The sequence below is a fragment of the Flavobacterium sp. LMO6 genome (genome assembly GCF_009495795.1).
GTDB lineage: Bacteria > Bacteroidota > Bacteroidia > Flavobacteriales > Flavobacteriaceae > Flavobacterium.
On sequence record NZ_WIBH01000001.1, the window covers coordinates 104,553 to 118,809 of the forward strand.

Genomic DNA, 14,257 nt, shown 5'->3' on the forward strand with positions numbered 1-14,257 from the left:
ATTTATACCTTTGCTCCAAATTATTTATTTACGTAAAATCCATTCAAAATGAGTGTAATAGAAAGAAAACTGAAAGACCGTAGTGGTTCAGTTTGCGAAATTAGTGGTACGGAACATGACTTAGTTGTATATGTATTGCCACCAACAAATGAAAGAACGGTTGAAAATAGTGTGTTAATTGCAAAACACCTAAAAGACCAAATTGAAAACCCAGAAACTACCGATGAAAAAGACTGGAGAGGTTTATCGGAAAGTATGTGGAGTGAGCATTTACCTGTTCAAATTGTATCATGGAGAATGTTAGCGCGTTTAAAAAATACCGATTTATTAGAGATGATGTATCTGGATGAAGAAGCGTTAGAATGGGCAAAAGCAACGGGTGAAGGCGAAGAGGAAGACGAAAACAAAATTATACATAAAGACAGCAACGGTGTAACCTTATTAGATGGGGACTCAGTTGTACTAATTAAAGATTTAGATGTAAAAGGCGCTACTTTTACTGCAAAACGTGGAGCTGCTGTTCACAACATTAAATTAGTTTGGGACGACGCTAACTTGATTGAAGGTAGAGTGGAAAACCAAAACATTTATATTTTAACGCAATACGTGAAGAAAACGAAGTAGTTTTCAATGTGCCGATGCGGCAATGCAACAATACAAAACCCTACAAATTTGATTTGTGGGGTTTTTGTCTTTTAATCAAGATTACTTTAATAATTAAAAAGCAGTAGAAAATTATATTTATTAAAAGTGAACTAAGATAAACAATGCGTAAAACGACTCTCATCTTTATTTACGAAGGTAAATTTTGTTATTTTTTACTCTTCAAAAAAATTCAAAGGTAATTTTTTAGTATTTTTACATTGTTATTCTACAGCTAGAAAATATCTTTCACAAAAAAAGAACCTTTCAACAACAAATGATTATGTCAACAATTAATATCACTCTTCATCCTAATGACGATGCTCAAGTTGAAGCCGTTAAAGCATTTATGAAAGCCTTGAAGATTAAGTTTGAAATTTCTAAAGAGAAAACATTTGTTTTATCTAGTGAACAACAAAAAGTATTAGATAGTCAAATAGGGTTAGATAAAAAAGACTACACTGATGCTGATACTGTATATGCCAATTTAAAAAACAAATATGGCTTATAAGATTATTATTTCGCCCATAGCAATCCAAAATATTGATAATGCTGTGGCTTATTATACTGAAGAAGTTAATAAAAAAGTAGCTTTTGACTTTTTAAATGATTATAAGAAAACCTATAAAGACTTACAAAAAAATCCATTTTATCCTTTTCATGATAACAATTACAGGTATTTGCCTTTTAAAAAATTTCCTTTTATTGCTTTCTTTTTAGTAGATGAATCTTCAAAAACCGTTTTCTTAAATGCAGTTTTTAATAGCCATCAAAACCCTGATAAAATAGAGAAATTATAACTTAAAATATAAAAACCTTTTCACATAAAAAGAATCCAAACTTGTAAAGGTTAAGTTTTCTTGTTTATACTACTAAAGAAACGGCATTTCTGAATTATATAGCAATGCCGTTTAATTTTTTTGCAAACTGTTAACTAATCCTATTTTATTTACTTTGTGAGCACAGAAAGCATTTTCGGATATCGGATTCTTTTAACCTTGTAGGTATAAATAATTAAGTATTTAAATAGATAAAATTATTTCAGTAGCTTTGTTTTGAAGTGGGTTGTGGGCACGGAATGCAATTCCGCACTATCTATGCGGTGAGAAATTCGCGCGGTCGGAATATTTGTTAGAATTAAAATTCAAGCAAAAGAATTTGAACGATAGCAGAGGTTAATATTAGCGTACATTTTTATGAAAAAACTAAAAAAAACGACTTTAATCTTATCTATAATCTTTCTCATTGGTTGCAAAAAAGAAATAAACCAAGAAAAGTTAACAGAAAAGAAAAATGAAATTACAGAAAATAAGCAAAAATTATTTAAAGATTACATCAAATCAAACAACCTACAAAGGATAAATTTAAATACTGATAATATTCCTGAATACATATTTTCTGAAATGGGTTTTTATATTTTTTTTGATGGGAAAACTAAAAAGGAAATAGAATATATTAACCCAAGTGGTCCAAAACTAGCTGGAAGCGGCAACTTAAAATTTATTGATATTAATTGTAATGACAATCAAAAAGAATTTATCGTAGAATCAGCTGGAGGCGGTACAATGGGAAATTATCATTATATGGATATAATGCGATATAATACTAAAACCCAAAAGATAAGTTCAATTTTTGAGCATGAAATATCATCATTTAGTTGGGTAAAAGATGAAGAAAAATTGGATTTTGTATTCTATATTGATATTCTTTACAATAAGGAAAATAAATGCACAGATACAATTAAAATATACAAAGGTAAATTTACTAATAAACCAAAAAGTTATAGTTTAAGTATTAAACCTCAAAAACTTATCGAAAAATATTATTTCAACAAAAAAACTGGGACATTTGAGAAAGATAACGATTAAGATATTTACAAGAACTATTTAACCTAAATAAACCTATTAGCACTAAATTTCATTTCGTAACCAACCTTGCAAATTTGATTTGTGGAGTTTTTGGTTTTTGACAACTTTTCTTTTTCTAATATAAGTTTACATTAAGTTTAATATTTACTGAATTAATTACATTTCGGTTTTGGTAAAACTTTATAAGATATATATCTATTCGATTTAACTCTTGTAAAAATTTGTATTTTTTCTTTACACACAATATAATCTACTCCTTCAATAGTTTCATCAATAGTGATTGTTGGAGGAGAAGGATATTTACTTGGATTATCCCAATCATCCTTATAAATACCTAAATCATAACGTAACCAAATAGAATCTAACAATTTATTTTTATCTAATTCATCTAGAATATCCTTTTGTAGAGTTTTATCTTTATCATACCACATGAAGAGTTTTTTATTATATAACTTATAATTAGTAGGAAAAAATTCATCTGTAACAATAGAATCGATAACGTGTCTCATTCTTATTGAAATCTTATTTCTTTGTGGTAAGACATTTATATGATAATAATTAGACTTTTCATCATCAATAAATCGAATATAAAAATTATCATACTCTTTTATGTATTTTTTATTAGTATGATAATAGTCTATAATACAATTTTCAATGGCTTGTGATTCTCCTCCTTTTACAAGCATTTCCTTTTTATAAGTATTGCACTTTATAAAAATAAATGATAATAATAAAAAAACTGCCATCTTATTATTACTAAACTTAATTATCATATTAATATTTAACTTGCTGGATTTTATAACTAGTACTATATATTGTAAAAAATAATATTTATAAAAGTTCGCATGCGAATCTATTCTTATTGTTTACAGAATCAAAAATACTAAATTACAAACAAAAAACCCTGCAAAAATTAAATTTTACAAGGTTTCTCTATATCCAAAAAGTAACTAATCCCTTATTACTTTTCACTAATCCCGATAGCGCGGAATTGCATTCCGTGCCATCAAAATAAAACAAAACCCTGCAAAAATTAAATTTTGCAGGGTTTCTCTATATCCAAAAAGTAACTAATCACTAATTACTTTTCACTAATCACTTAATATTACAAATCAAACTTAATACCTTGTGCTAAAGGCAATTGATCTGAATAGTTTACCGTATTGGTTTGTCTTCTCATGTATACTTTCCATGCATCAGAACCTGATTCACGTCCGCCACCCGTTTCTTTTTCACCACCAAAAGCACCACCAATTTCTGCTCCAGAAGTTCCAATGTTTACGTTAGCAATTCCACAATCTGAACCAGAGAACGATAAGAATTTTTCTGCTTCTTTCATGCTATTCGTCATAATTGCAGAAGATAATCCTTGTGCTACTCCATTTTGTAACTCGATAGCGTTTTCAACTTCGCCACTATATTTCATTAAGTATAAAACAGGAGCAAATGTTTCGTGTTGTACAATTTCGAAATGATTTTCTGCCTCAATAATGGCTGGTTTTACATAACAACCGCTTTCAAATCCTTCTCCCGAAAGAACACCACCATCAACTAATACTTTACCACCTTCTGCTTTTGCTTTTTCAATTGCAGCTAAATACGTGTTTACAGCATCTTTATCAATAAGTGGTCCGATGTGATTTTTTTGATCTAACGGATTTCCAATCGTTAATTGACCATAAGCACCTACAATAGCATCTCTTACTTTATCGTACACACTTTCATGAATAATTAAACGTCTTGTAGAAGTACAACGTTGTCCGGCAGTTCCTACAGCGCCAAAAACAGCCCCTGGAACCACAACTTTTAAATCGGCAGTTGGAGTAATAATAATGGCATTGTTTCCGCCTAATTCTAATAACGATTTTCCAAAACGTTCTGCCACTTTAGCACCAACAATTCGTCCCATTCTTGTAGAACCTGTTGCCGATACTAATGGAATACGTGTATCATTTGTCATCATTTCTCCTACTCTGTAATCACCATTAATAATACAAGAAATTCCTTCTGGTAAATTATTAGCTTTTAAAATGTCTGCAATAATATTTTGACATGCAATAGAACATAAAGGTGCTTTTTCAGACGCTTTCCATACACACACATCGCCACAAATCCAAGCTAATGCTGTGTTCCAAGACCAAACGGCTACTGGAAAATTGAAAGCAGAAATAATTCCAACAACTCCTATTGGATGCCATTGTTCACGCATTACGTGTCCTGGGCGCTCAGACGGAATAGTTTGTCCGTTTAACTGACGTGATAATCCTACTGCAAAATCACAGATATCGATCATTTCCTGAACTTCTCCGTAACCTTCTTGCAACGATTTACCCATTTCATAAGAAACTAATTTACCAAGCGGTTCTTTTAATTCTCTTAATTTATTTCCAAACTGACGAACAATTTCTCCTCTTTGTGGAGCTGGCATTGCTCTAAACGTTTTAAATGCTGCTGTAGCAGATTGCATTACTTTTTCGTAATCTGCAGCTGTAGTTGCTTTTACTTTTCCAATTAATTGACCATCAACCGGAGAATAACTTTCAATTAATTCACCATTAGAAAACCACTCATTTCCTGTAGAAGTTCCTTCATTTATTGCTTTTACACCTAAAATTTCTAAAGCCTCTTGCATTCCAAATTGTTGAGCAACAGATGATTGTGTTGTTGTTGACATTATATAACTTTTTTATCGATTTTTGTTAAATTTTTACAAATTTACATAATTTTTAGAAATCTAAACTTATAAGACCTAAAATTATGTAAGTTGATTGTTCCCTTATGCTAAAAACTATGCTTTTATGTGATTAGAAGGTTTATTTACTTTTTGGATGTAAATTTTGCATTACTCTCCATTACTGTACCACATTGTTTACAGGTTCTTTTTTGTTCTGAACTATAGAACGTATTAAAATGAGGTAGGAAGTCTTTTTCTATGTCGTGTAACTCGAAATACACTTCGTGCAATTTATGATTGCAATTGTCGCAAAACCAAAGTAATCCATCATTAAAACCTTTACCTTCTCTTTTTCTTTCTATAACTAATCCTATAGATCCGGCAGTTCTAGAAGGAGAATGTGGCACTTTAGCAGGATGTAAATACATGTCGCCTGCCGAAAGTTTCATGGCTTTCTTTTTACCTTCTTCTTGGATGTAAACTGTGATTTCACCTTCTAATTGGTAAAACAATTCTTCGGTTTCGTTGTAGTGATAGTCTTTTCGAGCATTGGGTCCACCCACAATCATTACAATGTAATCTTCCGATTCCACATATAAATTCTTATTACTAACGGGCGGTTTCAATAATTCTCTATTTTCCTGAATCCACTTTTGTAAATTAAAAGGTTTGCCTATTGCCATTTTTTTTTCCATTTAAAATGTAAAGTTACTAAAAAGAAAAAAGGTTAGCTGTACTTTTTATTACAAACTAACCTTATTAAATTTTTAAGAAAAAACTACTTTACTTCTTTTAACAAATAAATGTATACCGGAAAGTGATCGGAAAATCCTGGAACTCCATTTTGATTTCGTAATGGATATCCTTTATACTGACCTGTTTTTTGAATCAGGAAAGGCTTGTTATAAATACCTGCTTTCCAATATTTAAAAGTGCTATAATCGTTTTTATCTGCTGGTATGAATTGTTGACTTACCATAATTTGATCAAAAATATCACCTGAGTCTCTGTAAAATAAAGAAGAATGTCCGTCTTTCGCCATTTGCTCAAAAGGGTTGTAAACATCTCTTGGTTCTTTTAATTCTGATTTATTTAATTTTGCACCAATACCTTGTTTTACACTTTTGTTATAGGCACCATCATTTAAATCTCCCATAGTAATGAATTTTGCCTTTGGGTTAATTTTAATGATTGAATCCATTATTTTTCTATTTAATCTTCCAGCGGCTTCTCTAAATGGGCTGCTTTTTTTCTCTCCTCCTGAACGAGAAGGCCAGTGATTTACAATGATATTAATTTCTTCTCCATCTAACAAACCTGTTACTAAAAGCTGGTCACGAGTATAAATTCGTTTAGTTTTTGCATCAACACTTCCTTTATCATCAGTTTCCTCGTCAGATTTTTTATCTTTTTTGTCTGCTGAAGTTTCGTTATCATATATATATAAAGGAACATTAATATAACTTGTAGGCTGAAAATGTTTTTCTTGATATAAAAACCCAACATCAATTCCTCTTTTATCGGGAGAATCGAAGTGAACAATTTTATACCCTTTATCAATAAGTCTAGGTTGTTTTACTAAATCTTCAAGAACTCTTCGGTTTTCAATCTCACAAGCTCCAATTATTACTGGAGAATTTTTTTGATTTTCGCTAGTTCCTAATTCAACTAGTACCCTACTTAAGTTATCTAATTTCTTTTTGTAATTTTTAGATGTCCACCCTTTAACAGGAGTATATTCTTCATCATACGTATCTGGATCGTTAATTGTGTCAAATAAATTTTCAAAGTTATAAAATGCTACAGTATGCACTTTAAATTTTTTATCCTGTGAAAAAGCACTATTTACTGACAAAATCACTATAAATCCAGCCAAAAGGTGTTTAATTTTCATAAATTAAATGTTATATTAATATCAAGTTTATTACAAATTGGGTGCCAAAGGTAAATAATATTATTAAAAGTTATACATTTGCAGGCTGTTAAGTTTTTAACCACTTAACGTTAAATAAGTATTAATAATAATATTCTTTATGAAAAAACTTGTATTAAGTACTTTACTAGTACTGCAAGCCGTTTTTGTTTTTGCACAGCAGAGTCCAGCCTTAAAAGGTAAGGTTATCGATTCTAAAAGTCAAAAACCTTTACAAAATGTTGTGGCAACAATTCAAAGCACCAACCAATCTGCTTTAACTGATTTTGATGGAAATTTCAAATTTGAAACACTACCTGAGGGAGAACAAGTTTTAGTGATTAAAACAGGAGGTTATCTTCAACAAACATTTGTTTTAGAGCCAACTTTAGGGGAAGCTTTAGATTTAGGTGTTGTTGTTTTAGAGGAAGATATTACTTCAGAACAACAATTAAGTTTAGTAACCATTACTGAAAATGATTTAGGTGACGACAACAGTGGTTCAGAAAGTACTTCTGGACTGTTACAGGCAACTAGAGATGTTTATCAACAAGCTGCTGCCTTTAATTGGGGTTTAGCTCGTTTTAGAATTAGAGGTTTAGATAATGAATATGGAGTTACCATGATTAATGGTATTTCTATGAATAAATTGTATGATGGTAGACCACAATGGAGTAACTGGGGTGGTTTAAATGACGCAACAAGAAATCAAGAATTTACAATGGGTTCTGGACCATCAGATTATACATTTGGTAGTGCTTTAGGAACTCAAGAAATAAACACAAGAGCTTCTTTTTATCGTCCAGGATCTAGAATTTCGATGTCTGGAACGAACACAAATTACAGCTGGAGAATGATGGGAACTCACGCATCTGGAATGGACAAAGACGGATGGGCATTTGTAGTTTCTGCTTCAAGAAGATGGGCGCAAGAAGGTTACTTTGAAGGAACTGATTATGGAGCAAATTCATTATTTGCAAGTGTTGAGAAAAAAATTAATGACAAACACAGTTTAAATTTAACTGCTGTTTACGCTCAAAATAGTAGAGGGAAATCGTCTCCAAATACGCAAGAAGTAAATGATTTAATGGGAATCAAATACAATTCATATTGGGGATGGCAAAATGGGAAAAAACGTAATTCAAGAGATAAAGACGTTGAAGAACCAATTGCAATGTTATCTCACTATTGGAAAATTACTGAAAGAACTACATTAAATACAAATGTTGCTTTTCAAACAGGTTCAATTGGAAACTCTAGATTAGATTTCCAATTAGGTAACAATCCAGATCCAACATATTACAAAAATTTACCAAGTTACTACAATAACTTAGGAGATGCTGCTGGTGCTGCATCTGCTGAAACGTATTTCTTAAATAACAGTCAGATCAATTGGAATGCTATGTATATAGCTAATCAAAATAGTGCTTTTCCTGGTAGAAGTGTTTATGTATTATACGAAGACAGAACAGATGATAACCAATTAAGTGCTAACAGTATTTTAAATTCAAGTATTTCTGAAAACATTAGTTTAACTGCTGGAGCAAATTTCAGAAAGCTTCGTTCTCACAATCATCAAAACCTATTAGATTTAATGGGTGGTCAATATTTTCTTGACATCGATCCTTTTTATTCAGGAAATGCTAGTCAATCAGATTTAAATAACCCGAACAGACAAATAGGAGAAAATGAAACTTATGGGTATAATTATTTATTACACGCATTAACTTTTGATGGGTTTACGCAGTTTAAATTCACCTATGATAAAGCTGATTTTTATTTAGCACAATCGTTCTCTAGAACAGAATATCAAAGAGAAGGTTTGTATAGAAACGGAATATATGCAGATAATTCTTTTGGAAAAGGAGAAAGCGTTACTTTCGAAAACTTTGGTTTTAAAGGAGGATTAACTTATAAATTAAACGGAAGAAATTATTTAGATTTCAACGGTTTATACCAAACAAAAGCTCCTAGTTTAAGAAGTACTTTTTCAAATGCAAGATTAAACAATGTTATTACTCCAGATTTAGAAAGCGAAAGTATCACAAGTGCTGATGCAAGTTATATCTTAAGAGCGCCTAAATTTAAAGCACGTTTAACAGGTTTTTACTCTAAAGTACAAAATGCAACTGAAATATCTTTCTTCTACGGAGAAGGAATTGGAAGTGATACTGGTGGAGACGAAGACACTTTTGTAAGTGAAATAGTTACTGGAATTCAAAAACAAAATATGGGTGCAGAACTTGGTTTAGAATACCAAATTACTTCTACTATTAAAGCAACTGTTGCTGCTTCTTATGGTCAGTATATTTATTCTGATAATGCAAATTTAAAAACAAATGATGACGCATTAGCAGCTACTGGAAATAACTCTTTAACTGATTTTGGAACAGTATATATTAAAAACTATCACCAACCAGGTATGCCACAAACGGCAGCTTCATTTGGTTTAGAGTATCGTGACCCTCATTTTTGGTGGATTGGTGCTAATGTGAATTATTTAGCTAATAGTTACATTGATGTTGCTAGCATCTTAAGAACTGACAATTTTAGTATTGATGGAGCAACTGGAGACAATTACTCTGGCGCTACTCCTGAAACAGTAAGAGATATTTTAAAACAAGAAAAATTTGATAGCTTTACATTAGTTAACTTAACGGGAGGGAAATCTTGGAGAATTAGTAAAGCAAATCGTAATACAGTTGGTTTCTTTGCTTCTGTAAACAATGTTTTTGATATTACATACAAAACAGGTGGTTTTGAACAATCTAGAAAAGCAACTTTCCCAGATTTACAAGCCGATCAAGCTAATGGAACACCTTCTTTTGGATCTAAATATTTTTACGGGTACGGAAGAACATTCTTTGTTAACTTCTACATAAACTTCTAAAAAAAATACTATGAAAATAAAATTTTTAAAAACAATGTTCTTGTTAGCACTTTCATCAAGTGTTTTAACAAGTTGTGTAGGAGATGATGATTATGTAATTCCTACTGTATATACTTATGCTTTTAACGAAGGATTTGAAACTTCTACAACTGGAAGTGGTTCAGTTGAAGTGCCAATTACTTTGGAAGGATGGGTAAACTATAATGGATCAACATCAACTCCAGCATCAGTTCGCTTATGGCATGCTAGAACATTTAGCAACAACATTTACGCAGAATTTTCTTCGTTTTATTCTGTAACAGGTACAAATGATGTAGCTTGGTTAATTACTCCAGAACTAGATTTAACAGCTACAACAGGTGAAGTTTTATCTTTTACAACAAAAACAAGATTTGCAAATGGATATCCTTTAACGGTTTTAATTTCAACTGATTATGATGGAACAACTGGTGGAATTGCAACTGCAACATGGGCTCCTCTAGTGTTTACTGCACCAACAGTAAATGATGTTTTTGTAAGTAGTGGAAATATTGACCTTAGTTCTTATGAAAGCGATAATGTAAGAATTGCATTCAAATATACTGGAAGTAAAGCGGGTGTTACAACTACTTTACAATTAGACAATGTTAAGATCACTAAAAACTAAATAGCTATGAAAAATTTAAAATTAGTATTAACAACAGCTGTTTTTGCAACCTTATTGAGTTGTGTTAATGGCGATGATTATGGTACACCAAATTTATCAAATGATTGTGTAACCATTGCAAAAACAAAAGAAGTTTCAGATATAACCAATATTTCAACTTCAGCAACAGTTCAATATACAACAGACGAAAATTTAACTGATTATATTGAAGCTTATGTTACTTCAAGTGATGAAGGTGGAAACTTTTATAAATCAATTTCAATGATGTCTTTAGACGGATTATCTGGTTTTAGTATGCCAGTTGATAATTATAACTTATACGCTGAGTTTGAACCAGGAAGAAAAGTTACCATCAAGCTAGACAAAAACAGATATTATAACAAACAATATGGTTCAACAATTATAGGTTCGTCTTATAATAGTGGTGTTGGTAGAGTTTCTGGCGTTGAGTATAAAGATGTTATTTTAAGATCTTGTGAAAATGTAAATGAAAACGATATTGTTAAAGACTTAACAATTGCTGCTGCTAAAAACGACCAATACTTAAACATGTTAATCGAATTTGATGCAGTACAGTTTACTGATGCTTCATTAGGTAAAAAATATTATGATGTATCTTTAAATAGTATTGGTGGTGCAACAAATCATGAAATCACTGATGAATTTGGTAACAAAGTTATTGTAAGAGTTAGTGAATTTGCAAATTTTGCTTCAAACGCAGTTCCATCATTTAATGGAAAAATTAGAGGTGTAATGACGAAATACAATAGTGATTACCAATTTATGATTAGAACTTTAAACGATGTAAACTTAACTAACACTAGATTAGATATCGATTTAAATCCACCAATTGGTGGTTCTGCAATTGTTTACGATGCAACTTTAAACGAGCCTTTTACATCTTATACAACTACTAACCAACAAATATTTCCTAAATACATTAATGATGCAGCAGTAGGAAGTAGATATTGGCAAAGAAAAACTTTTGGAGGTAATACTTACATTCAAATGTCTTCTTTTGGTGGAACTCCAGAAGCTAATCGTACTTTATTTATTGTTCCTGTTAACATGACAGCAGCTAGTACTTTTTCATTTAAAACTTTGTCTGGTTATGATAATGGTTCCGTATTAAAAGTATATTATTCAACAGATTATGTTCCAGGAAGTCAAATTAGTACTGCTACTTTAGTAAATATAACATCTAGTTTTACAATTCCTTCTGGACCTTCAAGTGCTTATGCTTCAAGTTTTACTTCTAGTGGTGTTTATAATATTCCTGCAGGAATTACTGGAAATGGTTTTTTCATCTTTGAATATGTAGGAAATGGTTCTGGTGGACCAACAACTACTATGCAAATAGATGATATTGTAATTAACTAATTACTTTTAGATAAATAAATTAAAAGCACTTCAAATGAGGTGCTTTTTTTATACCCGCTATTTCGTACCTTTGTAACACTAAAGAACGATTATGTTAGAGAAAGAAGTTATTGACTTTGAAAAATCAATTATAGTAGGAATTGTAACGCAAAACCAAAGCGAAGAGAAACTAAACGAATATCTTGACGAATTGGAATTTTTGACCTTTACTGCCGGAGGAACAGTTGTAAAACGTTTTTCACAAAAAATGGATAAACCTAATCCAAAGACTTTTGTAGGAACAGGAAAGCTAGAAGAAATTAAATATTATATCAAAGATAACGACATTAAGACCGTAATATTTGATGACGAATTAACGCCTTCACAATCCAAAAATATTACCAAAGAATTAGATTGTAAAGTCTTGGACAGAACCAATCTTATCTTAGATATTTTTGCGCAACGTGCCGAAACTTCTTATGCAAGAACACAAGTAGAACTAGCACAATGCCAGTATTTATTACCTCGTTTAACCGGAATGTGGACGCACTTAGAGCGTCAAAAAGGAGGAATTGGTATGCGTGGACCGGGGGAAACCGAAATTGAAACCGACCGTCGTATTGTACGTGATAGAATCTCTTTACTAAAAGAAAAAATTAAGGTAATCGATAAACAAATGGCTACGCAACGAAGCAATCGTGGTGCTATGGTTCGTGTAGCTTTAGTAGGTTATACTAATGTTGGAAAATCTACTTTAATGAATGCTGTAGGTAAAAGTGATGTGTTTGTAGAAAATAAATTGTTTGCAACACTAGACACAACAGTTCGTAAAACCGTAATTAAGAATTTACCTTTTCTTTTAAGCGACACGGTTGGATTTATTAGAAAACTTCCAACACAATTGGTTGAATCGTTTAAAAGTACGCTAGATGAAGTTAGAGAGGCTGATTTATTGCTTCATGTAGTTGATATTTCACATCCTGAATTTGAAGAACATATTGCTTCTGTAAATAAAATTTTGTTAGATATTAAAAGCGCCGATAAACCTACCATTATGGTGTTTAATAAAATAGATGCATATCATCCGGTGTATTTTGACGAAAACGATTTAAGCATTGAAAAAACAACCAAACATTATACTTTAGAAGAATGGCAAAACACATGGATGAGTAAATTAGGCGAAAACAACACCTTATTTATTTCGGCCACTGAAAAAGCTAATTTTGAAGAGTTTAGAGAAAAAGTATATGAAGCTGTTAGAGAAATTCATATTACAAGATTTCCTTACAACAAGTTTTTATACCCAGATTATAAAGATGCAATTGAAAACGAATAAAAAAAGACCTCAATTTGAGGTCTTTTTTTGTATTTAAGCGGTCTTTGATTAAAACGTAGCATTTACACCTAAACCGATGATTTGTTTTGTTTGAAAACCTCTAAAAGCGTTATCATCATAAATGGTTTGAAAAGCAAAATTAGTAGATAAATATTTATTAATTTTCATTACAACGTTTAATTGATAATCTATGTCTACATTTTGAGGATCTTCTAAATAGTTAGAATAAAAATTTAAAATATTTTCAACAGAAACATTTTCCATAATATTGAACTTATAATAACCATTAATTGCAGCTCCTAATTCATATCTTGAAGTTTTACCTTGCTCAACTCCAAAAGAAGAACCGAACTCAGTAAAATGATCATGAACAATAATTAATTTTGAAGTTGCTGGCGCAAAATTCACTTTTAAATTATCACTTTTTTTCCATAACATACCCGGTCCAAGTTGAAAATAAGCCGGAGAAAAGAAATGTGAGATTTTAACCGTTTGAGTAGCAGGATCTAAACCTGTATCCATTTGTGTTTTAAAGTTAAAAAAAGCAGAATAGAACCATTCACCAGACGCTTTTTTTCCTAATAACGAATTTAACTCAATTCTATCATCTGTTTTTTGAGTATCTGCTCCTTTAATTTTGGTTAAACCGTAAGAAACAATCCATTTATTGTCCCAGTTCCAATCGCCATTTTTATAATTAAAATCATAATTAAAGCCAATGTTACCAGCAAAGTTATTTTGACCACCTGCTTGCCAATTACTAAAAGAAGATTGATTTGCCAAAAAGGTAAAAACACCTTTTCTTGTCCAATGTTTAGTAGAATCTGTTACAGTCTCTTGTGCAAAAACGCAAGAAGAAACAAATAATAGTACAAGGAAAATTTTTTTCATTTGTATTTTTTTAAGATTAAAGAAGCAAAAGTACATAAT

The 14,257-nt window shown here is 31.1% G+C and carries 13 protein-coding genes; 8 read left to right on the forward strand and 5 right to left on the reverse strand.

Translation table 11 applies throughout. The annotated features are described in order from the left end of the window. The first annotated feature begins 48 nt into the window (after nucleotides 1-48). The 4 genes from GFJ99_RS00435 to GFJ99_RS00450 all read left to right on the forward strand — a co-directional run bounded on the left by GFJ99_RS00435 (nucleotide 49) and on the right by GFJ99_RS00450 (nucleotide 2,510). Complete coding sequence (locus GFJ99_RS00435) at nucleotides 49-624, forward strand: alkylphosphonate utilization protein (RefSeq protein ID WP_153207064.1); 576 nt, start codon at nucleotides 49-51, stop codon at nucleotides 622-624. A 301-nt stretch (nucleotides 625-925) separates the two neighbouring features. Then, the gene (locus GFJ99_RS00440) at nucleotides 926-1,153 is read left to right on the forward strand and encodes a DUF2683 family protein (RefSeq protein WP_008255261.1); all 228 of its coding nucleotides are present in this window, start codon (nucleotides 926-928) and stop codon (nucleotides 1,151-1,153) included. Then, a complete protein-coding gene (locus tag GFJ99_RS00445; protein ID WP_008255263.1) occupies nucleotides 1,143-1,442 on the forward strand; it encodes a hypothetical protein in 300 nt (99 codons plus the stop codon). The genes GFJ99_RS00440 and GFJ99_RS00445 overlap by 11 nt, the downstream gene beginning before the upstream one ends. Before the next feature lie 396 nt (nucleotides 1,443-1,838). Beyond that, on the forward strand, nucleotides 1,839-2,510 hold the full coding sequence (locus GFJ99_RS00450; RefSeq protein ID WP_008255265.1) for a hypothetical protein: 672 nt from the start codon (nucleotides 1,839-1,841) through the stop codon (nucleotides 2,508-2,510). A 152-nt stretch (nucleotides 2,511-2,662) separates the two neighbouring features. Here GFJ99_RS00450 and GFJ99_RS00455 read toward each other — a convergent pair whose 3' ends face one another. From GFJ99_RS00455 to GFJ99_RS00470, 4 genes are all read right to left on the reverse strand, one after another. Beyond that, on the reverse strand, nucleotides 2,663-3,196 hold the full coding sequence (locus GFJ99_RS00455; protein ID WP_040470330.1) for a hypothetical protein: 534 nt from the start codon (nucleotides 3,194-3,196) through the stop codon (nucleotides 2,663-2,665). A 419-nt stretch (nucleotides 3,197-3,615) separates the two neighbouring features. After that, nucleotides 3,616-5,184, reverse strand: coding sequence for an aldehyde dehydrogenase family protein (locus GFJ99_RS00460; RefSeq protein ID WP_008255267.1), 1,569 nt, complete (start codon nucleotides 5,182-5,184; stop codon nucleotides 3,616-3,618). Nucleotides 5,185-5,327: 143 nt separating this feature from the next. Next, entirely contained in the window at nucleotides 5,328-5,867 is a 540-nt protein-coding gene (locus tag GFJ99_RS00465) for a 3-hydroxyanthranilate 3,4-dioxygenase (protein ID WP_153207065.1), read from the reverse strand. A 95-nt stretch (nucleotides 5,868-5,962) separates the two neighbouring features. Further along, nucleotides 5,963-7,078, reverse strand: a complete 1,116-nt coding sequence (locus GFJ99_RS00470; RefSeq protein WP_153207066.1) for an endonuclease/exonuclease/phosphatase family protein — start codon at nucleotides 7,076-7,078, stop codon at nucleotides 5,963-5,965. Nucleotides 7,079-7,217: 139 nt separating this feature from the next. On the opposite strand from GFJ99_RS00470, the gene GFJ99_RS00475 reads away from it, so the two are divergent. The 4 genes from GFJ99_RS00475 to hflX all read left to right on the forward strand — a co-directional run bounded on the left by GFJ99_RS00475 (nucleotide 7,218) and on the right by hflX (nucleotide 13,327). Next, on the forward strand, nucleotides 7,218-9,986 hold the full coding sequence (locus GFJ99_RS00475; RefSeq protein ID WP_153207067.1) for a carboxypeptidase-like regulatory domain-containing protein: 2,769 nt from the start codon (nucleotides 7,218-7,220) through the stop codon (nucleotides 9,984-9,986). 10 nt (nucleotides 9,987-9,996) lie between these two features. Continuing rightward, entirely contained in the window at nucleotides 9,997-10,632 is a 636-nt protein-coding gene (locus GFJ99_RS00480) for a choice-of-anchor J domain-containing protein (protein WP_008255271.1), read from the forward strand. A 6-nt stretch (nucleotides 10,633-10,638) separates the two neighbouring features. Beyond that, the gene (locus GFJ99_RS00485; protein ID WP_153207068.1) at nucleotides 10,639-12,012 is read left to right on the forward strand and encodes a DUF5689 domain-containing protein; all 1,374 of its coding nucleotides are present in this window, start codon (nucleotides 10,639-10,641) and stop codon (nucleotides 12,010-12,012) included. A 91-nt stretch (nucleotides 12,013-12,103) separates the two neighbouring features. Further along, nucleotides 12,104-13,327: a GTPase HflX gene (gene hflX / locus GFJ99_RS00490; protein WP_008255275.1), complete on the forward strand. Its 1,224-nt coding sequence runs from the start codon at nucleotides 12,104-12,106 to the stop codon at nucleotides 13,325-13,327. Between the two features lie 48 nt (nucleotides 13,328-13,375). Here the strand turns inward: hflX and GFJ99_RS00495 are convergent, their stop codons facing one another. Further along, nucleotides 13,376-14,218 (reverse strand): DUF3078 domain-containing protein, encoded by an 843-nt coding sequence (locus GFJ99_RS00495; protein ID WP_008255277.1) that lies wholly within the window; start codon nucleotides 14,216-14,218, stop codon nucleotides 13,376-13,378. Nucleotides 14,219-14,257: the final 39 nt, after the last annotated feature.